The sequence below is a fragment of the Bacillus sp. UNC125MFCrub1.1 genome, assembly GCF_000701305.1.
GTDB classification, from domain to species: domain Bacteria; phylum Bacillota; class Bacilli; order Bacillales; family Bacillaceae; genus Bacillus; species Bacillus altitudinis.
On sequence record NZ_JNIG01000009.1, the window covers coordinates 51,040 to 71,699 of the forward strand.

Annotated in this window: 22 protein-coding genes and 2 pseudogenes; 5 read left to right on the plus strand and 19 right to left on the minus strand. The window is 41.4% G+C overall.

Going from position 1 to position 20,660, the window contains the following annotated elements; all coding sequences use genetic code 11:
* Positions 1–117: 117 nt before the first annotated feature.
* The 4 genes and pseudogenes from N521_RS19965 to N521_RS19980 form a co-directional block, all read right to left on the minus strand.
* Entirely contained in the window at positions 118–1,068 is a 951-nt protein-coding gene (locus N521_RS19965; protein ID WP_370529239.1) for a methyl-accepting chemotaxis protein, read from the minus strand.
* Positions 1,063–2,106 (minus strand): annotated as a pseudogene (locus N521_RS19970) (HAMP domain-containing protein); the annotation flags it as partial. The gene N521_RS19965 and the pseudogene N521_RS19970, both read right to left, overlap by 6 nt.
* Positions 2,107–2,232: 126 nt before the next feature.
* Positions 2,233–3,183: a methyl-accepting chemotaxis protein gene (locus tag N521_RS19975; RefSeq protein WP_370529240.1), complete on the minus strand. Its 951-nt coding sequence runs from the start codon at positions 3,181–3,183 to the stop codon at positions 2,233–2,235.
* Positions 3,175–4,224: pseudogene (locus tag N521_RS19980) on the minus strand (cache domain-containing protein); the annotation flags it as partial. The pseudogene N521_RS19980 and the gene N521_RS19975, both read right to left, overlap by 9 nt.
* Before the next feature lie 156 nt (positions 4,225–4,380).
* On the opposite strand from N521_RS19980, the gene N521_RS00485 reads away from it, so the two are divergent.
* Complete coding sequence (locus N521_RS00485; RefSeq protein ID WP_008345763.1) at positions 4,381–5,121, plus strand: protein-glutamine gamma-glutamyltransferase; 741 nt, start codon at positions 4,381–4,383, stop codon at positions 5,119–5,121.
* 21 nt (positions 5,122–5,142) lie between these two features.
* Here N521_RS00485 and N521_RS00490 read toward each other — a convergent pair whose 3' ends face one another.
* The 6 genes from N521_RS00490 to N521_RS00515 form a co-directional block, all read right to left on the minus strand.
* A complete protein-coding gene (locus N521_RS00490) occupies positions 5,143–5,391 on the minus strand; it encodes a hypothetical protein (RefSeq protein WP_035389233.1) in 249 nt (82 codons plus the stop codon).
* A gap of 24 nt (positions 5,392–5,415) precedes the next feature.
* On the minus strand, positions 5,416–6,447 hold the full coding sequence (locus N521_RS00495) for a nitronate monooxygenase (RefSeq protein WP_035389235.1): 1,032 nt from the start codon (positions 6,445–6,447) through the stop codon (positions 5,416–5,418).
* 14 nt (positions 6,448–6,461) lie between these two features.
* On the minus strand, positions 6,462–6,863 hold the full coding sequence (locus N521_RS00500; RefSeq protein WP_025207889.1) for a secondary thiamine-phosphate synthase enzyme YjbQ: 402 nt from the start codon (positions 6,861–6,863) through the stop codon (positions 6,462–6,464).
* A 136-nt stretch (positions 6,864–6,999) separates the two neighbouring features.
* Complete coding sequence (locus N521_RS00505) at positions 7,000–8,292, minus strand: hemolysin family protein (RefSeq protein ID WP_007500537.1); 1,293 nt, start codon at positions 8,290–8,292, stop codon at positions 7,000–7,002.
* Positions 8,293–8,340: 48 nt separating this feature from the next.
* Entirely contained in the window at positions 8,341–9,015 is a 675-nt protein-coding gene (locus tag N521_RS00510; RefSeq protein ID WP_024719711.1) for a zinc metallopeptidase, read from the minus strand.
* An 81-nt stretch (positions 9,016–9,096) separates the two neighbouring features.
* Positions 9,097–9,321: a YuzI family membrane protein gene (locus tag N521_RS00515; protein ID WP_008345775.1), complete on the minus strand. Its 225-nt coding sequence runs from the start codon at positions 9,319–9,321 to the stop codon at positions 9,097–9,099.
* 126 nt (positions 9,322–9,447) lie between these two features.
* Here N521_RS00515 and N521_RS00520 point away from each other — a divergent pair, with 126 nt between their 5' ends.
* Positions 9,448–10,434, plus strand: a complete 987-nt coding sequence (locus N521_RS00520) for a potassium channel family protein (RefSeq protein ID WP_035389236.1) — start codon at positions 9,448–9,450, stop codon at positions 10,432–10,434.
* Here N521_RS00520 and N521_RS00525 read toward each other — a convergent pair.
* The 5 genes from N521_RS00525 to N521_RS00545 form a co-directional block, all read right to left on the minus strand.
* Positions 10,431–10,832 carry a YugN-like family protein gene (locus N521_RS00525; RefSeq protein WP_008345780.1) on the minus strand — a complete coding sequence of 134 codons (402 nt, stop codon included), beginning with the start codon at positions 10,830–10,832 and terminating at the stop codon, positions 10,431–10,433. The genes N521_RS00520 and N521_RS00525 overlap by 4 nt on opposite strands.
* Positions 10,833–10,861: 29 nt before the next feature.
* Complete coding sequence (locus N521_RS00530; RefSeq protein WP_008345782.1) at positions 10,862–11,080, minus strand: spore germination protein; 219 nt, start codon at positions 11,078–11,080, stop codon at positions 10,862–10,864.
* Positions 11,081–11,397: 317 nt separating this feature from the next.
* Complete coding sequence (locus N521_RS00535; protein WP_024719715.1) at positions 11,398–12,753, minus strand: glucose-6-phosphate isomerase; 1,356 nt, start codon at positions 12,751–12,753, stop codon at positions 11,398–11,400.
* Between the two features lie 126 nt (positions 12,754–12,879).
* The gene (locus N521_RS00540; RefSeq protein ID WP_035389237.1) at positions 12,880–14,052 is read right to left on the minus strand and encodes an iron-containing alcohol dehydrogenase; all 1,173 of its coding nucleotides are present in this window, start codon (positions 14,050–14,052) and stop codon (positions 12,880–12,882) included.
* A gap of 119 nt (positions 14,053–14,171) precedes the next feature.
* A complete protein-coding gene (locus N521_RS00545) occupies positions 14,172–15,335 on the minus strand; it encodes an iron-containing alcohol dehydrogenase (RefSeq protein WP_017358962.1) in 1,164 nt (387 codons plus the stop codon).
* Between the two features lie 144 nt (positions 15,336–15,479).
* Between N521_RS00545 and N521_RS00550 the strand changes: the two genes are divergently transcribed.
* A complete protein-coding gene (locus N521_RS00550) occupies positions 15,480–15,716 on the plus strand; it encodes a DUF378 domain-containing protein (RefSeq protein ID WP_008345792.1) in 237 nt (78 codons plus the stop codon).
* A 67-nt stretch (positions 15,717–15,783) separates the two neighbouring features.
* On the opposite strand, the gene yugI is transcribed toward N521_RS00550, so the two are convergent.
* From yugI to N521_RS00565, 3 genes are all read right to left on the minus strand, one after another.
* The gene (gene yugI / locus N521_RS00555; protein WP_008345795.1) at positions 15,784–16,176 is read right to left on the minus strand and encodes a S1 domain-containing post-transcriptional regulator GSP13; all 393 of its coding nucleotides are present in this window, start codon (positions 16,174–16,176) and stop codon (positions 15,784–15,786) included.
* Between the two features lie 199 nt (positions 16,177–16,375).
* Positions 16,376–17,569 carry an aminotransferase gene (locus N521_RS00560; protein ID WP_035389238.1) on the minus strand — a complete coding sequence of 398 codons (1,194 nt, stop codon included), beginning with the start codon at positions 17,567–17,569 and terminating at the stop codon, positions 16,376–16,378.
* Positions 17,570–18,070, minus strand: coding sequence for an Lrp/AsnC family transcriptional regulator (locus N521_RS00565; RefSeq protein ID WP_007500517.1), 501 nt, complete (start codon positions 18,068–18,070; stop codon positions 17,570–17,572). It abuts the gene before it with no gap.
* 178 nt (positions 18,071–18,248) lie between these two features.
* Between N521_RS00565 and N521_RS00570 the strand changes: the two genes are divergently transcribed.
* Positions 18,249–19,073, plus strand: coding sequence for an alpha/beta fold hydrolase (locus tag N521_RS00570; RefSeq protein WP_017358960.1), 825 nt, complete (start codon positions 18,249–18,251; stop codon positions 19,071–19,073).
* Here the strand turns inward: N521_RS00570 and N521_RS00575 are convergent.
* Positions 19,070–19,330 (minus strand): DUF1871 family protein, encoded by a 261-nt coding sequence (locus N521_RS00575; protein WP_025207895.1) that lies wholly within the window; start codon positions 19,328–19,330, stop codon positions 19,070–19,072. The genes N521_RS00570 and N521_RS00575 overlap by 4 nt on opposite strands.
* 83 nt (positions 19,331–19,413) lie before the next feature.
* Between N521_RS00575 and N521_RS00580 the strand changes: the two genes are divergently transcribed.
* Entirely contained in the window at positions 19,414–20,589 is a 1,176-nt protein-coding gene (locus N521_RS00580) for a MalY/PatB family protein (RefSeq protein ID WP_035389241.1), read from the plus strand.
* Positions 20,590–20,660 lie beyond the last annotated feature (71 nt).

The following is a 20,660-nucleotide window of genomic DNA, read 5'->3' on the forward strand; positions in this document are numbered from 1 at the left end:
GATTATTTTTCAAGGTGTAATGCTCAAAAACCCACCAAAATAAGCATATTTACCTATTTCTTTCGTTATATTCAGTTCAAAAAAGAACCCCCTAGCTGGAGGTTCTTTTCATTTTGTTTATTCGACTTTAAATTTGCTAATCAAATCACGTAATTCTTCTGCCATTGAAGAAAGGGTGGCAGAGGATGAGCTGATCTCTTCCATTGATGCCAGCTGTTCTTCAGCTGAAGCGGCAATGTCTTGAATATTGGCGGAGCTTTCACGTGATACGTCTGCAATCTCACGGACAGCCTCAGAAACATGTGCAGATCCTTTTGACAGCTGGACAACTGTTCGATTCATTGTTTGGAGCTGATCTGAGATTTCTTTGGTCATGTCGAAAATATTGTGGAAGCTGACTTTCGTTTGTTCAGTAAAGCTTAAGCCTGATTGAACTTCTTGATTTACTGCTGTGAATACTTCTTGTGATACATCAATATCTTGAACGATTTCTTTGATTAAGTTTTCAATTTCTTTCGCTGAGTTGGCAGATTGAACAGCAAGTTTTCTTACTTCTTCTGCTACAACGGAGAAGCCTCGACCAGATTCGCCAGCTCTTGCTGCCTCAATCGCTGCATTCAGCGCAAGTAAATTCGTTTGATCTGCGATGCCATTAATAACACCAAGAATCTGGGTAATATCTTTTGATTTGCTTTCCAGCGCACTGATGACATTCTCTGCTTTTTTCACTGATTGATCAATCACGTTCATTTGAGAAGCGGTTTTTTCCACTAGCTGTCCGCCTTCTCCTGCAATCTCTGTTGATTTGATAGATGAAGCGGTAATCGATTCAGCCGACTCATTCATGTGCTGAAGGCCTCTGTTCATTTCTTCTAACTCTTCTGAGCTTGATTCCACTTTATCATTCTGGCTTTCGTTACCAGTAGAGAATTGTTCAATGGCTAATGTAATATGCTCTGTTGCTTTACTTGTTTGTCCTGCGCTTGCGGTCAGTTCTTCTGATGAAGAAGCGACATTTTCAACAGAGGTTTGGACGGCGCCAATGAGGGATCTTAATGAGTCAATCATCGTATTAAAGCCTTTACCAACTTGTCCTATTTCATCATCTGATTGAATCTGAAGTTTATCACGTAAATCACCATCGCTGACCTTTTTCGAGAAACGGGCAAGATTGGATAATCTACTTGAAATAGAGCGGACAATAAAGAAGATGAGGGTTCCTGCTACGATCAGTGTCACACTGAACACAATAATGGCTGTATTGAAAACGGGTTTAGCTGCATCCTCTACTTCTGATACGAGCATCGTTCCGCCGATTTTCCAGCCGGTTAGTTCATTGGTGACATACGCCACCTTTTTATCTGTTCCATTGAGTGTATAGCTGCCGTTTCCTTGTTTGTTTTTAAAAATAATGTTCGCCAAATTCTCATTGACTTTGCTTCCTGGCTTTTGGGTTGGATCTGCTAGCACGGTTTTATCCTTCTCCATGATGAAAGCATATCCTTTTTGACCTATTTTAATTTCTTTTAGCTTTTGAATGAGGCTGTCAATTTCCATATCAAGACCAATCACCCCTGAGCCATCTTTCGTTTTTTGGGCAATGGTGATGACCATTTTACCTGTAGATGCTGCGACGTATGGCTTCGTGATGACTTGTTTACCATCAGCACTCATGGCCTCTTGATACCATGGACGCTCTCTTGGATCATAGCCTTCAGGCATTTTTTGAACTGGGTATTGCATGAACAAGCCCTTTTCTGAACCTGCATAAATGGCTGAGACATCTTTTTCATTAATTTTTCCGTATTGCTGCAATTCTTTAATGGTAGCTTTTCTATTTTTTTCTTGAAGATTAACCGCTTTGAGATCATCTGTAAACAGAGTCACAGCCTCTGCCTTGTTCCCAATATTCTCATCGATTAAGGTATCAAATGCATTGACCTGACTCATCGCACTGCCCATAATCTGTTTGTCTAACTCTGTTTTTGATGTAAAAAATGCACTGATTGTGAGTGCGACGGTTGGCAGTATGAGGACTACCAAAAAGGCAATAACTAATTTTTTAGAAATGGATGGTTTTTTGAACCATTGGATCATTTTTCCCATTTTCTCTTTCCCCCTTTACTTCTCTAAAGTTATTATCGGATGAAAGGTTTATTTTTAGAGGGCTGGAAATGACGTTTAAAAATAAAAAAAATACCCAGACAATTCTGGATATTTTTTCATCGTTTTTTAATCAATTTTAAATTGACTTGTCAGCTCTTTTAGCTCCTCAGCCATATTGGCAAGTGTGACAGAAGAGGACGAAATTTCTTCCATAGATGCCAATTGTTCTTCAGCAGATGCCGCAATATCTTGAATGTTCGCCGCACTTTCTCTTGAAACTTGACGCATTTCCTGCATAGCTTGTGACACAAGTTTTGATCCGCTTGATAGGTCAACCGCTGTATCATTTAATTGAGTGAGCTTTTTCGACATACCTTCTGCCGCCTCATAGATGTTTTGGAAGCTTTCTTTTGCTTCTTCTGTCATCCCAAGTCCTGCATTTACTTCTCGGTTAACAGCTTTGAACATCTCTTGAGATTTGGAAATTTCCAACACAATTTCTTGGATCAGCTTTTCAATTTCTTTCGCTGAATCTGCGGATTGGACCGCTAGTTTTCTGACTTCCTCTGCTACGACAGAGAAGCCGCGCCCTGATTCACCTGCTCTTGCTGCTTCAATGGCTGCATTGAGTGCAAGTAAATTCGTTTGATCTGCGATGCCATTAATGACATTTAAAATGCTCGTAATATCTTTAGACTTGTATTCTAATTCTTTCATGACTTGTTCTGCTTCTTGTACAGATGTGTCGATATGTTTCATTTGATTCGCTGTGCTTTCAACGATACGTCCGCCTTGTCCAGCCGCTTCTGTCGATTGAATGGAGACAGCAGTCACTTCTGATGAAGTTTGTGACATACCTTGTAATCCTTCATTCATTGCGACAAGCTGATTCGTGCTAGATTCGACTTTCTCATTTTGTGCTTCATTCCCATTTGAGAATTGTTCAATCGACATGGTGATATGCTCTGTCGCCTGACTTGTTTGGCTGGCACTAGCAGTCAGCTCTTCTGAAGCTGAAGCCACATTGTCGACAGATTGCTGGACCGCTCGAATAACTTCACGCAAAGATTCACTCATCTTACTAAAGCTTCTTGTGAGGTCTCCTATTTCATCCTTCGATTTGGTTTCGAGGGTTTCCGTTAGATCCCCTTCACTCACCTTTTCTGAGAAATCAACAAGCCTTCTAAGTCCAATTGTGATGGAGCGAACGATAAAGAAGATAGCGATACCGCCAAGGATAAAAGAAGAAATTAAAAGAATAATGGCAGAATTCCAAACTGGCTGTGCTGCTTCTTCTGTTTCTGATACAAACATCGTTCCAGCAATTTTCCAACCTGTTAAATCATTTGTCACAAAAACGAGGCGTTTTTGCTCTCCTTTATTCTCATAAGTTGATGTTCCTTCTTTGCCGCTGTAAAGGATTGATGAAATATTTTCTGTAACTGCAGAGCCTGATTTTTCTTCTGGGTGAGCTACAATCTGTTTGTTTTTATTTGCAATAATTGGATATCCTTCTCGTCCAATTTTAATATCTTTGATTTTATCGACGATATCTTGAACATCAATATCAATCCCAATGGCTCCCGACCCGTCCTTCAGACGCTGAGCGATTGTGACAACCATGCCGTTTGTTGTGGCAGAGATGTATGGATTGGTGACCACAGGTTCGCCTTTTTCGTCCTGCATCGCCGCTTTATACCAATCACGAGTTGTTGGATCATAGCCTTTTGGCATGTCCACTTTAGGGAACTGAATAAAATCACGATTTTTACTTGCTGCATAAAATCCAACTACATCATCTTCATTGATTTTACTGTATATCTCAAAATGCTCATACAGTTCGTCCTGGTTTTTCTTTTTAAAGTCTGCAGCACTGGATGTTTCGGTAAACAGTTTGACTGCGTTCTCCTTATTCAAGAGCTTTTGCTCGATCATGTCATTCAGCTCATTGACTCTTGCGTTGGCTCCGTACATGATTTCATGATCTAATTCTTCTTTGGCAATCTGATATGAAATCGTACTGAGTGTAATGATAGGCAAGACGAGAACAAGTGTGAATGAAATAATCAGCCTTTTAGAAATCGATGGTTTTTTCAACCATTTTATGATACTTTTCATGTTTTTCCTCCTTTTAAACGTTATGTTTTATATCGGACAGCTTCATATTATTTTCATGTTTTTCAAATAAAAAGGATGCCTTTTTGTTTATTTTCACAAATTGATTCCTTGCCCAAGCATCCCGCATACGCTAATACAAAAGGGGGCGCTTTTCATATGATTATCCTTTCAGGACAGCCAGTGACAAATGAGCAGCTGGCATCGTTTCAGCTAGAAGGACAAAAGCGGATCATTTTGATGCAATTACAAGCCTCAAATGATACGTTCCGTTATAGGCAGGCATCTGATTTGTTATTTGAGGTGACTTTACGATCGAATATCATGAATGCGGCAAGAGATTTGAACAAGAGCGGTGCCTCATTTGCTATCTTTCAAAGGTCCCGTGCGAATGACGCCTATTGGCGTGTATCAGAGGCCGGAGCGTTAGAACTGCGCTATCAAGTCGAGCCATCTACGGGGATTAAAGACATCTTTGAAAATGGCTCAAAATATGCCTTTGAATGTGCCACAGCGATTGTCATTGTGTTTTATATGGGAGTCCTGCAAACGGTAGGAGACGAGAAGTTCAATCGAAGACTTAGAAGTTTAACACTGTATGACTGGCACTATGATACATTGTCCATTTATACAGAGCGCGGAAATGATTTTATTTATGGGGATTGCCTATATTTCGAGAATCCAGAGTTTAGCTATCAACAGTCTCAATGGCGCGGAGAAAATGTGATTTACTTAGGGGAAGATCAATATTATGGGCATGGGCTTGGGATCCTTACAGCTGCAGAGATTATCGATAAATTAAATGCCAGAAGACGGCCAGGGGCGGTTCAGTCCGCTTATTTACTGCCGCAGACTACTAGGATGGATGTTATTTATCTGAGGCAAATGTTTGGCAGCTAAAAAAGGCCTCTTGTCTATAGGTTATGACAAGGGGCCTTTGTATGCCTTGCGTTTGCGGTAATCATGGAGCGTGCCAAGCATTTTGTTTGCTAGGATTTCCATTTCTTCTAGATCGTTTCTTGTGACTGGAGGGTCGTGCTGATTCCATTTCACATAACGAACGAAATAGTAATGACGAATGGGGGTAAGGACGGCAGGGGAGTGCGGAAAATCATCAAATAGAAATTCAATTTGTCCTTTTTTTCGATATGAATGTTTTAAGATTTCCATCCTGTCACACCACCCATTATCAAATTATATCTGCGTGAGTTCATGCATGATCTCTTCAACGGTTAAAATGGAATGAATACGGCCAACCCCCTGACCTGCCCAAAGAGCCATTTGTTCTCGGTTTCCTGCAGCAGCTGCCGCTTTTCGCATCGGTGTTGTCCATACATGCTGTATGGGATAGGGAAGAACCCGGTCTTCATTTCGTCTTTCTTCCTCCATCCACTGATTGACAATACCTCTGGCTTTTTTTCCAGAGAAAAGCCGTGTCATCGCTGTTTCACTGCCTTCTGCCTGTAACAGCGCCTTTTTGTACACATCTGCCGCAGCACTTTCTTGACTCGCTAAAAATCGTGTCCCTATTTGAACCGCATCTGCTCCAAGTGCTAGTGCTGCTTTCATAGTGGTCCGGTCTGTGATACCTCCAGCGGCGATCAATGGGATATGACAGACGGATCTGACATCACTGATCAGGCAGAAAAGTCCCTGCAGAGCATCTCCCTTTGAAGGTAAGAAGGTGCCTCGGTGCCCTCCTGCTTCACTTCCCTGCAGGACAACGACATCCATTCCTTTTTCTTCTAAAAGTAGTGCTTCTTCTTTTGTTGTAGCTGTTCCGATGAGAAAGATCCCCTTTTGTTTCAGGTGATGAATTGTTTGTTCGTTTGGACAGGCAAATGTAAACGACACAGCTGGGACTTCTTCTTCTTGAAGAATGTTGATTTTTTGTTCATAGTCCTCCCATAATTCTTCTTCGCTAGGGATCATCTGTGCTTCTGGAATAACAGGTAGCCGATCTGTCCAAAATGATACATCTTCTGTTTTCGTTTCTGAAATGGGTTCAGGGACAAACACATTCACTTGAAATGGACGAGATGTCAGCTGTTTGACCTGTCTGATTTGCTGCCTCATCTTTTCAGGCTGTACATAACCACTTGCTAAACTGCCGAGACCGCCATATTGTGAAACAGCGGCGACAAGCTGCGGCGTCACCGCTCCTCCTGCCATTGGTGCTTGAATGATGCCATGTTCAATTTGAAGTAACGCTGTGAATTCTCCCATCTTCTCCCCCGTCCTTACTCGTTAGATGACACCTGTACATAAAAGTGACGATGTCTCGGTCCGTCAAACTCACAAAAATAGATTCCCTGCCACGTTCCAAGCACAAGATCACCATGATGGACAAGAACATGCTGAGATGCTCCCATATAACTAGCTTTCATATGCGCTGCTGTATTGCCTTCCATATGACGATCTTTTGAATGTTCCCATGGAAAGACTTCATCAAGCCGGCGCAGCATATCTCGTTTGACGTCTGGGTCGGCATTTTCATTAATGGTGATTCCAGCCGTCGTATGTGGACAATAGACCATAACCGTTCCGTTTTGAATCCCAGTTTCCCGGACATATTGCTGAACTTCATGGGTAATGTCTATCATGTCATCGTGTTTGTCTGTTTGTACGTTGATTTTTTTCATTTCACTGGCTCCTTTTGATCATGTCTATAAAACCATACCCTTTTTATGTGAAACCAATCACTGCCGGTTGGCAGAAATAAATCTTCTTATCTAAAGTTTACCAAGCAAAAAAACCTCGTCAATAGCTCCGAGGTTTTTAGGAAAAGTGAACCTTTTTTACTTCTATGGTTCGAATATGATGATCTTCTGCATCGACAATTTTAAATTCACAGCCTTCTGCTTCAATGATATCTCCAATGTCAAAATCAATTTTATGCGTCATCATCCAGCCAGCAATTGTATCAACATCATCATTTTCAATCGCTAAATCCAATAAATCATTTACTTCATCGATCAAGGCTTTTCCATCCATGACATAGTGGAAGTCACCTTTTTTCACAATATGCGGGGTTTCATCTTGATCATATTCGTCCCGAATCTCGCCCACAATTTCTTCTAATATGTCTTCAACTGTGACGAGACCTGCTGTTCCGCCGTATTCATCTACAAGCACCGACATATGAATCCGTTCCTTTTGCATCAAAATCAGCAATTCTTGAACCGGTGTACTTTCAATGACACGAATGACAGGGCGCATTAAGTCTTCAATGGACACCTCTTGATTGAGAAAACTTGCTTTAAATACGTCTTTGCTATTGATCACACCAATGACATGATCTTTGTCTTCTTTAATGACAGGATAACGTGTATACCTTTCGTTCAGCATATAATGCGTCACGTCTTCCAGGCTCTGTTCAATTTCAATGGCAGAGATTTCTGTGCGCGGGATCATGATCTCTCTCGCCACTCGGTTATCAAATTCAAATATTTTATTGACATATTTGTATTCAGATTGGTTGATCTCGCCCTTTTCGTAGCTTTCAGACAGGATAAGACGCAATTCTTCCTCACTGATCGCCACTTCATGTTCTTTGACAGAATGAAAACCAAATAATTTCACAATGCCTCGTGCAGCACCATTTAATGCTTTAATAAACGGGTACATGACTTTATAGAAAAAAATAAGAGGTTTTGCCGTGACAAGACTGACGGCTTCTGCCTTTTGAATGGCAATCGTTTTGGGAGCAAGTTCCCCAACGACAACATGCAAAAACGTAATGATCACAAAGGCAATGATAAACGATATGATGTCTGTCAAAGCGGAATGAAGCCCTGCCTTTTCAAAAAGCGGATGCAGGAAATGTTCCACTGTCGGCTCCCCTAACCACCCTAAGCCTAATGCCGTGATGGTAATGCCAAGCTGACAGGCAGATAAATATTCATCAAGGTTGGTTGTCAGTTTCTGAACATGAATGGCTCTCTTATCACCGCTTTCAATCAGCTGATTGATTTTTGAGCCTCTAATTTTCACAATCGCAAATTCAGTGACAACAAAAAATGCTGTCGCAGCAATGAGTAATAGGACTAAAAATACGTTTAAAATATACAAAAAAACCCTTACCTAACACGGGTAAGGGCTCACCTCCTCTGGCGTCAATTAATCATTACGGCCATTTAGGAAGATCATTACAAAACGGAGCAATTCAAACAGGGAGACAAGGGCCGCTGCTACGTACGTAAGAGCTGCGGCATTTAACACCTTGTTCACGCCTCTTTCTTCACTGCTTCTAATGATTCCTTCTGAAACAATGATATTCTTTGCACGAGAACTTGCGTTAAACTCAACAGGCAATGTCACTAGCTGAAAGAACACAGCAGCTGAGAACAGAACGATCCCAAGCCCGATTAAGTTAAGGCTGCCGAGCAATAATCCACCTAGGAAAAGAAGCGGGGCAACACCAGATGCAAAGTTCACGACAGGGAAGATCTTATGTCTCAAGACAAGCGCACCATAGGATTCCTGATGCTGCAAGGCATGTCCAACCTCGTGTGATGCGACTGAAATGGCCGAAATGGAATGGCCATAATACACTGGTTCAGATAAACGAACCACACGCTGCGTCGGGTCGTAATGATCAGTCAAAGTTCCTCTTACCGGTTCAACGGGTACATCATATAACCCGTTGCGATCTAAAATATATCGAGCGGTTTCAGCACCTGTTTTCATACTGGCAGCTTCAACCTTTGAATACTTTTCAAAATTATTCTTTACTTTAAATTGTGCCCAAAAAGACAATCCCAATGCGGCAAATGTTAAAAAATAAAAAAACAGCATGCTCATCAGCTTCCTTTTTATTTTATATATTTATTTACAATTTTAATGACTTTTATGTAACGTGTACAGCAAAAAGCACTAGGTCTTTTTAAGGGGAATCACTACACCAATGAAAAAGAAGAACATTCCGATGCATGCTGTATAAAATGTCACCGTTCCATATAGGTCTTGAAAAAAGCGAAGCCACGAGAAATCATTCATGAAATGGTTCACCGCATTTAAATCAAACACGAGTAAAATCACCGCAGATGATAAAAAGTGTGCGCCGATAAAAAGAAGTACGGTCTTTTGAACAAACGACATTCGCATTCCCTCCTTCTTCTCTCTTATTTTAAGATATGGGTTCTGTTTCAATACATGACGATGATGAAAAATTGTTTCCTAATCGGGCATACTGACATTAGCAGTCTCCCTGAAAGGACGAGTTCGATGAAATCAAACCGTATCTTCATTTCCTGGCTAAGATGGCCTCTTTATGTTCGCATTGCGATCATCATCTGTTTCTTGCTTCTCTTTTTTGGACAATTAATCGTCATACTTGAACCAAAGCAGTATCATACGATCTTTGATGGGATCTGGTGGGCTCTCATTACAGTCGCGACGGTAGGCTATGGTGATTTTGTGCCGCAAACCATGCCCGGACAAATCGCAGGTATGGCGCTGATTCTGATCGGGGCAAGCTTTGTCACGGCTTATTTTGCCACACTCGCTGCCGCTGTGTTCAGTAAGCAGCACCATTATGTAGAAGGAAAGGTCGCTTTTAAGGGGAAAGGACATGTCATTATCGTTGGCTGGAATGAGAAAACGAACAAACTGCTTCAATCGTTTCAAACCATTGATCCCGCCATGCCGATTGTACTCATTGATGATTCCTTAAAGGAAGGACCTCTTTTAGAGAATGTCCATTTTATTAAAGGCCATGGTACAGAGGATGCCACACTTCGCAGAGCAAATATTATGAGTGCTGATACATTGATGATTACCGCCGACCAGCATGAAAATGAAGTGACGGCTGATATGCAGAGTGTCTTAACCTTGCTTGCGGCAAAAGGATTAAATCCTTCGTTATATTGTTTAATTGAAATTTTAACCGATCGCTATGTGAAAAATGCTGAGCGGGCTGGAGCCAATCAAGTCATCCACACTTCTGATGCAGTGAATCATCTATTGGTGGAGCATTTTCTTTTAAAAGAACAGCTCATGGCGTTAAAAATAAAAAGAAACATGACCCTCCATAAACAGATCACCATCATTCCAGTACCGGCTTCATTAGCTGGAGAGACATTCTTAACGGCACTTCATCACTTTCTAGAGCACCATGTCATCATTGTAGGTGTACAAAAAAAAGAAGGACCCATGATGAATCCTCCTTTTGGATATGAGCTTCATCCAGAGGATGAGCTGATCAGCTTTTAAAGCAGTGCATCTTCTAATTCTTTGACGAGTGAAAAGCCAATTTCGGCATAAGCCTTTGACACATCTCCGTCTTTCTCTTTCGGTTCTTGGAATTGGTTAAAAGATGCCCCGACATTTCCAACCATCGCATGGTCATCTAATTTATCTTGATAGACATGCTTTAAGAGAAATGGATGTCCCATTTTCACCACAACGCCTGGCTGATCCAGCTGTCCTTTCTCGGCTGTAAACGGAACTCTGAGAAAGGTATAGCCGTCACGGTTGTCAATTTTATAATCAAAATATCCATGATCATAATCCCAATTCCCATTAATGACATATCCGAGCGGCTTCATGTTTTCTTCTAAATGGTACAGTGAAAAGCTTTCACCAGTTAGCCTAGATGGTACATGAATCATACAGAACCCTCCTTTTTGTATAGGGTTCGTTAAAGAGAGGAATTCATACATTTGCCTTTTGTGATTTGCACATTGTTTGTAAAAGCAGCATCAAATAAGGCTTGGCTGGATGATGCATTTGTCTCGTTCGCACTGCCCGCTCCTGATGTTTCTTTCGTAGCACTCATTGGACAAATCCGCCCAACATTCCCAAAGTTAACGATGGCCTGCCCTGAAATGTCATGGATATAAATATGATTTGTTCTCATCGCTTCATCAACCTCCTCCATTGATTATTCTATGTACAAAGCTTAGGGAGGCTTGCACTGACACCATGAGAACATAAAAAAAGGCACACCTTATGCAAAGATGTGCCTTAGCGTGTAGACAAACCCCCGGATTCGCCCGCAGTCCTGCGCACTGGTGCTCACGAATGTCAAATTCGCTCCGCTCCAGTACTCGTCCTTCCTAGACTTCAAAGGTTTTCTATCACGCTAAAAAGAAGACAAAGGGCTAAAATACAGTTCATTTTAGCCCTTTGTCAACATTCTGAGGCACACTTTATGCAAAGATGTGCCTTTTATTCTTATGATTGTTTGAGACGGCTCTCAAGTTCTGCCTTTTTCTCTTCGAAGCCCGGTTTTCCTAATAAAGCAAACATGTTCACTTTATACGCTTCTACTCCAGGCTGGTCGAATGGATTGACGCCTAGTAAATACCCAGACATCGCACATGCTTTTTCGAAGAAGTACACGAGATATCCGAATGTATAAGCATCCATTTCAGGAATCGTCACAATCAGGTTCGGTACTTTTCCATCCGTATGAGCAAGCATTGTGCCTTCAAATGCTTTTTTATTGACGAAATCAACCGTTTTTCCTGCAAGATAGTTTAACCCATCAAGGTCTTGTTCTTCTGCTTCGATGACAAGTTCATGTCGTGGTTTATCTACATTCACGATGGTTTCAAACAAGTCTCTTCTTCCTTCTTGTACATATTGTCCAAGTGAATGAAGATCCGTTGAGAAGTTGGCAGATGAAGGATAGATTCCTTTTTCATCTTTCCCTTCACTTTCGCCGAATAACTGCTTCCACCACTCCGCAAAGTACTGTAATCCTGGCTCATAGTTAATCAGCATTTCAATTGTCCGTCCTTTATTGTAAAGAACATTACGGACAACCGCATATTGATAAGCCGCATTTTCTGAGAGCTCAGATGAAGCGAAGTCTTCACTTGCTTTCGCAGCACCTTCCATCATTTGATCAATGTCTGCACCGCTTACAGCGATTGGCAATAGACCAACTGCTGTTAAGACGGAATAGCGTCCGCCGACGTCATCAGGGATGATAAATGATTCATAGCCTTCTTCAGTTGCTAAGGTTTTGAGTGCCCCGCGTGCCTTGTCAGTTGTCGCATAGATGCGTTTTTTCGCTTCTTCAGCACCATATTTTTCGATAAGGAGCTTTTTAAAGATACGGAACGCAATGGCTGGCTCTGTTGTTGTACCAGATTTTGAAATCACATTAATGGAGAAATCGGCATCTTCTAGCAGATCCATTACATCTGTTAAATAAGAAGAACTGATGTTGTTTCCAATAAAGATGATTTGTGGTGTTTTGCGTTTGCCTTTTGGCAAACTATTATAGAAAGAATGGTTTAAAAACTCAATGGCCGCACGTGCGCCAAGATAAGAACCACCAATTCCAACAACGAGTAATACATCAGAATCAGATTTAATCTTTTCTGCACTTTTCTTAATGCGGGCAAATTCTTCGCGATCATATTGCTTCGGTAAGTCAACCCAGCCTAAATAATCACTGCCAGTACCCGTTTGTTCATGAATATTATGATGGGCCACCTTCACAAAATCTTTTAAATATGTAAGCTCATGTTCTTGAAAGAAAGGTAACGCTTTCGAGTAGTCAAATTGAATATGTGTCATCGCTTGTAAGCCCTCCATTACGTTAGTTCTGTCCCTTTCACTTTAGCGGAACTAGCTATTGAAATCAAGTGATCGTCATTGATGCAGCAAAAAGCCGCTCCTCATGAAGAGAAGCGGCCATCCAAATTATAGAGAAGCTTTCAAAATCGCTAAAATGTCATCACGGTTTAGTTTCATAAAGTTACCAAAACCACCATATTCCATTTCTTTTGCTGCGATGTCAGCAATTTTGTCCAGTTGATCTTCACCAATATCATAATCCGCTAAACGGCTCGGTGCACCGAGGCTTGTCCAGAAGGCTGAAAGCTTATCGATTCCTTCTAATGCGATGTCACGATCCGATTTTCCTTCTGTCTCAATGTCAAACATGTTCAACATGAGGTTTTTAAAACGTTCGATATTATGATCAAGTGTATGACGCATCCAGTTTGGGAAGAGGATCGCAAGTCCACCTGCATGCGGAATGTCATAAACAGCTGATACTGCATGCTCAATCGTATGAGATGCCCAATCGCCAAAATAGCCCATTTGCAGCGTGCCATTTAAAGCAATCGTTCCTGCATAAAGGATGGTTTCACGGTGCTCATAGTTTTGTAAGTCTTCAAGTAGCTTTGGTGCTGTCTCGATGACTGTTTGAAGAACAGCAAAACACATCCGATCTTGTAGAGGCGTGTTTTTGACATTATGGAAGTATTGTTCAAATACATGGCTCATCATATCAACCATGCCATACACCGTTTGATTCTCTGGCACAGAATATGTGTGCTCAGGATCTAAAATTGAAAAAGCAGGGTGCGTGACTGAACTGCCCCACACGTACTTTTCATTTGTTTCCCAGTTCGTGATCACAGAATCCGGGTTCATTTCTGAGCCTGTCGCTGCAAGTGTCAATACTGTGCCAAATGGCAGTGCTTTTTGAGCGGTCGTTTTCTTTGAAATAATATCCCAAACATTCCCGTCATATTCAGCTCCAGCTGCAATGGCTTTTGTACAGTCGATGACACTTCCCCCACCAACTGCTAATAAGAAATCAATGCTCTCATTTTGGCAAATGTCGATCCCTTTTTGCACTGTAGTGAGACGAGGGTTCGGTTCAACTCCTGACAGTTCAAATACGTCAGCCTCTGCTTCATTTAAAGCGCTGATTACTTTATCATAAAGACCATTTTTCTTAATACTGCCTCCACCATATACAAGAAGCACTCGTTTTCCATAACGAGCGAGTTCGCTTTTTAGCCCGTCTAGTTGTCCTTTTCCAAACATCAATTTCGTTGGATTATAGTAAATAAAGTTCTCCATCTGTTCTACATCTCCTTAAAACATTTATATCCAAAAACATGAAAGACTACTGTAACATATGTACATGCAGAACTCAAAAAAGATAACTGCTTAAAAGCAGCTATCTTTTCCATGTTCGATTATAAAGAAGCGTTTAAAATAGCTAGAACATCTTCTTTGTTCAGCTTTTTAAATTGGCCAAATTCACCACGTGCCATTGCACGGTCTGCAATCAGATCAATTTTCTCATCGTTGATGTCATAGTCAGCTAAACGGTTTGGTGCTCCTAGACTTGTCCAGAAAGCAGAAAGTTTTTCGATTCCTTCTAAGCCAACTTCTTCGTCTGTTTTGCCCGCAGGGTCTACATCGAATACACGCACTGCTAATTGCTTGAAGCGACCTGGGTTTTCTTGAATGACATGTTTCATCCAGTTCGGGAACAAGATCGCAAGTCCGCCTGCATGAGGGATGTCATACACCGCAGATACCGCATGCTCAATATTGTGAGATGCCCAGTCTCCGCGTGCGCCCATTGAAAGCATTCCATTCAGTGCAATGGTGCCTGTGAATAAAATCGTTTCACGAAGCTCATAGTTTTCCAAATCATTGATCAGCTTCGGTGCTGTTTCAATGACCGTACGAAGAAGTCCTTCACACATACGATCTTGGTAAGGTGTATTCTCCGTGTGATGGAAATATTGTTCAAACACGTGAGACATCATGTCAACCATGCCATAAATCGTATGGTTTTTTGGCACAGTAAATGTATTGACTGGGTCAAGAATAGAGAATTTAGGGAAGACAGCTGGACTGCCCCATCCGTATTTCTCATTTGTTTCCCAGTTTGTGATGACGGAGCCAGAGTTCATTTCAGAACCTGTCGCGGCAAGTGTTAATACTGTACCAAATGGGATGGCTTCCATTGGGACATGCTTACGAGTGACGATATCCCAAGCATCTCCATCATATTTCGCACCAGCTGCGATCGCTTTTGTTGCGTCAATGACACTACCGCCGCCGACTGCCAAAATAAAATCAATTTGGTTCTCTTTGCAAAGCTCAACCCCTTTTCTAACTGTTGTTAAGCGCGGGTTTGGCTCAACACCAGCAAGCTCAGTGATTGCAGCTCCTGATTCTTTTAAGATGCTGACAACTTGGTCATAAAGGCCATTTCGTTTAATGCTGCCTCCACCATATACAAGCAATACGTTTTTTCCGTAGTGTTTTAGTTCATCTGAAAGGGCTGATACTTCTCCCTTTCCAAAAATTAATTTCGTTGGGTTCCAATAAGTAAATCGATCCATGTGATCTCCTCCTCGCGCTACATTATGCGCCTCTTTCATTCCAAAAGTAAAGTAATTTGCTTTCATCCATTTTCTTACGCATAGTTTGGCTAAAAATCTGCAAAATATAAATGTATTGATACTGTAGCGAAAGGAGGAATCACGATGAGTGCTATTCAACGTATTGCCCTCGTGCTCACGATTATCGGTGCTATTAACTGGGGACTAATCGGCTTTTTTCAATTTGACTTAGTAGCAGCGATCTTTGGCGGTCAAGGTGCTGCATTATCACGTATTATTTATGGTCTTGTTGGAATTGCAGGTCTTGTCAATCTTGGTCTGTTGTTCAAACCTAGTGAAGAAGCTGTCCGCCGTGACGAGCCGAATCCAGAGGTTCGCTAATGAAAAAGACATAAAAAAAGACTGCCTATGTGGCAGCCTAAGGCACCGTTTGAAGCGGTGCTTTTTTTTATTTCTTGATAAGGTCTTTACGGTTAGATTGCTCAATCCACTCTTCAAGTTTATCTTTTAGTGTATTGAAACCTTGTGGTGCAGCAGCTTCTTCTTTCACTTGCTGTGGTCTTTGTTTCTTTGGTTTGCTTTCTTTTCTTTCAGGTGCTTCTTGCGTTGCACGGATAGAAAGGCTGATTTTACCAGCATTTTCATCAACAGAAAGAACTTTCACTTGTACTTCGTCACCAATTGAAAGGTGCTCGTTGATGTCTTTTACAAAACCGTGAGTTACTTCAGAAATGTGCACAAGTCCTTGAGTTTCTTCATCTAATGCAACAAACGCACCATACGCTTGTAATCCTGTTACTTTACCAGTGTAAACACTGCCTACTTCAAACTTTGTCGCCATGATAACAACTCCTAAATAAATGTTTTAATATTCGTTTATACGCAATTAAAAACTATATCACAGAACGCTCTTTTACGCAAAATATTTTTTAATTGGGTTTAGATCCGTTCAAAAGGGGGAATACCTGAAAACAAGAATGCTTTCTAGTATTCCCCCCTAATTTGAGAGGCATGAGTCCAGTTGGATTGATGCCTTTTTTTTATTTTAAGATAGCAGGTGCCTCTTCTTGCACTTGTCTATTCTGCAAAAAACGCTGGATTCTTGAAAGTGATTCTTGCAAGTGATCGAGTGATGACGCATATGAACAACGAATATGCCCTTCACCACTTGGGCCGAATACATTTCCAGGGACAACTGCTACTTTCTCGCTAAGCAGCAGCTCCTCGGCAAATTGTTCTGAAGTCATGCCTGTGCTTTTAATGGACGGGAAAGCGTAAAACGCTCCGTTTGGCTGATGGCAAGTGAGTCCAAGTTCATTGAGAGAGCCGACAAACAAATTACGGCGTCTTCTGTAGCTTTTCTTCATTTTCTCCACATCTTCAAGTCCATTTTTTAATGCTTCTTCTGCGGCATATTGTGCCATAGCCGGTGCACACATCATAGAATATTGATGTATTTTCAGCATGGCATCACGGAGGACTGGCGGTGCTGCCACATAGCCTAAGCGCCAGCCTGTCATAGCGAATCCTTTTGAAAAACCTGAAATCAAAATCGTTCTTTCCTTCATATCTTGAATTGCCGCCACACTCGTAAAAGCTTCATCGTACGTCAGCTCTGCATAAATCTCATCTGTGATGATTAAAAGATCATGCTCCTTTGCAAACTGAGCAATATCTTCAAGCTCTTCTTTCGAGTAAACAGACCCTGTTGGGTTTGATGGAGAGCATAGCAAGATGGCTTTTGTTTTCGGCGTCAGCTTCGTACGAAGATCAGCAGAATCGGCTTTAAAATCTTTTTCAGCCGATGTACTTAAATAAACCGGTACACCGCCCGCAAGTGTCGTCAGAGCCCCATATGCGACGAAACAAGGCTCAGGGATGATTACTTCGTCCCCGTTGTTTAAAATGGCGCGAAAGGCCAAATCAAGCGCCTGGCTACCGCCAACGGTAATAATGAGTTCTTCTTCAGGACTGTATTCAATGTGAAACCGCTTATATAAATAATGGCTCAATTCTTTTCGCAAAGAGAGCAGCCCAGCATTTGCTGTATAAGAGGTCAGTCCTTGCTCTAAAGACATAATACTGGCTTCTCTCACATTCCAAGCTGTCACGAAATCCGGTTCGCCGACCCCGAGGGAGATAACCCCTTCCATTGTGGCTGCCAAATCAAAGAATTTCCGAATACCTGACGGCTGAATGCTTTGTACCGTTTCAGATAAATAAGACTTTTTCATTTAAGGAGACACCACGATTCTTTTGTCATCGTCCCCTGTTTCAAAGACTTTCCCATCATGCTTATATCTTTTCAAAATAAAGTGGGTAGTGGTTGAAACAACAGAATCAAGTGTCGATAATTTTTCAGATACGAAGCGGGCGATATCAGACATGGATCTTCCTCTGATCACAACAGATAAATCATACACGCCTGACATTAAATACACGGACTCCACTTCTTGGAACCTGTAAATGCGTTCAGCAATTTCATCAAAACCGACGCCTCTTTTTGGGGTCACTTTCACATCAATCATCGCTGTAACGCCTTCGTGTCCGTCTACTTTTCGCCAGTCAATCATGGTCGAATAATCAATAATGACTTTTTGATCTTCGAGCTTTTGAATAATGGCTTCTGCTTCTTCTGATGTCACACCTGCCATTTTTGCAATTGTATTTAAATCGGCGCGGCTGTTTTCATCTAAAATCTCTAATATTTCAGTTTCTTTTTCGGTTAGTTTCATTGATTTCACACCTCTGATTGTAAAAAGCTAGTTTTAAAAAATCTTCTGAACATTATAGCACGTTTTTCCCATTATGCTAAGCAGGGAAAAGATTCTAATCGTAGCTTAAAATCCACTTTTTAGGGTACAATACAGTCACCTAACAGAGAGTGAGTATCAAATATCGGAGTTGATGAGTGTGGACATTGTACAGCCATCCTATATGAAAAGTAAATTCGGTTTAGATATCTATTACGAACACTATCCAAATGAAGGTAAGAAGACATTAATTTTGATTCACGGCCTTTTCTCATCTACCTTCAGCTATCGAAAGCTCATCCCGCTTCTGAAACAAGACTTCAATTTAATTGCGATTGATCTGCCTCCATTCGGGCAGTCCGAAAAATCGAATACGTTCATTTACAGCTATCGCAACATGGCAAAAATCATCATTGAACTAGCTGGTTATTTGCAGATTCAGCATGCGATCCTCGTGGGGCATTCCATGGGGGGACAAATTGCTTTATATGCTGCATCTGAGCGTCCCGACCTATTTGAAAAAGCTGTTCTTTTATGCAGTTCAGGGTATATGAATAAGTCCAAAAAGTCGCTTGTTTACAGCACATATATTCCTTATTTTTATCTCTATTTAAAAAGAAAGTTGTTCAAGCAAGGTATTATGAAAAATTTAACCGCTGTTGTGCATGATCATTCGATTATTGATCAAGAGATGGTCGACGGATATTTAAAGCCTTTTTCAGATGACCAAATTTTCAGAGGTATTTTTCGTTTGATTCGGCACAGGGAAGGCGATTTAGCGTCAGATGTCTTAAAGAAAATGGAGACACCTGTCCTGCTGATTTGGGGGGAGGAAGACCGGATCGTTCCTATTCAAATTGGCGAAAGACTGCACAAGGATCTGCCGCATTCAACCTTTCACGCATTAAAAAAAACCGGGCACCTCATCCCTGAGGAAAATCCGGTCTTTGTGTCTGATCAAATTGGTCATTTCAGCCTGTCTTAAAACGAGCAGGAGCTACTTTCTCTTATGATAAAAAGCTGATTTGCGATATGCTGGCAGCTTTCCATCGGAAGAAGCTGATCAAATGAGTGATGGTAAATGGCTTGAATGTCTTTCGCGAAAGATAACGGGTCTTCTGCGTCGTATAAGGCACTGATGACGTCAGCAGGCTCCGTTTCGTAAAAGTCCTCTCCATACTGAAAAGGGTCCCATGCCTTAATGATTTGAATCATCTCTTCTACAGCTTGACTATCTTTCATGGGGATCACCGCTTATAATAAATTTTGTGATGTTTATTTTAGCACAACCAAGAATGGTTGAAAAACGGCTAGAGGTGGGTTTCATGAATTTCGACGAACAGATCATACGTAAAGGTTCAAAATCAGTCAAATGGGATCAAGCAGAGTCTTTGTTCCTGACAACAGATGCGCTACCAATGTGGGTAGCAGATATGGATTTTAAAGCGCCGCAAGTCGTACTTGATGCTTTAAAAGAACGATTAGATCACGGCGTATTCGGCTATGCATTTCAGGATCAGGATACGCAGCAAGCAGTAGCTGACTGGGTCAAAAGAAGACACGGTTGGACGATACAAACAGATGCCGTCACCTTCACACCAGGTATCGTGACAGCACTTAGTTTTGCGGTACAAGCCTTTACAGCTCCGAATGATGAAGTGGTCATTCAGTCACCGGTGTATACGCCCTTCTATCAAATGATTGAAAGAAACGGACGTATCGTCTCAACCAACCCTTTAAAAATAGAAAACAACCGTTACATGATGGATTTTGATGATTTAGAAAAGAAATTAAGCAGGCCAGAAGCAAAGCTGATGTTTCTTTGTCATCCGCATAATCCTTCAGGGAGAGCTTGGTCAAAAGAGGAATTAAAGCGTGTAGGAGATCTATGTGTACAGTACGGTGTCACCGTCGTGTCAGATGAAATTCATTCCGATCTGATGCTATACGGACAGCCGCATGTGCCTTTTGCCAGCCTTTCTGATGAGATAGCTAACATCACGGTAACGTGTATTGCACCGAGTAAAACATTTAATTTAGCTGGTCTTCAGGCATCTGCCATTATCATTTCTGATGAAGAAAAAAGAACCCTTTTCACCAATGAAGTGCAAAGAAATGGATTGTCTAAACTGAATGCCTTTGCGATTCCTGCCATGGAGGCGGCCTATCGCCACGGAGATGAGTGGCTTGATTCACTTGTTCTTTATCTCGAAAATAATATGAAGATCGCAATGGATTATATTGATGAATATCTGCCGAGCATGCGTTATATGAAACCAGATGCTTCTTATCTATTGTGGCTGGATATTCGTAATTATGAGCTCACTCAAGCAGAATTGAAACGTAATCTGCTGAAAAAGGGCAAGGTCATACTAGAGCTCGGAAACGTATATGGGCACGAAGGAGACGGCTTTATTCGAATGAATCTAGGCTGTCCTGCTGGAACAGTGAAAGAAGGTCTGAAGCGCCTTCATCAAGCATTCACTCAATCATCCGAATAAAACCATTTCTATCAAAAGAACATCCTAACGGGTGTTCTTTTTAAAGAAAAAAACCCTCCTATTATCATATC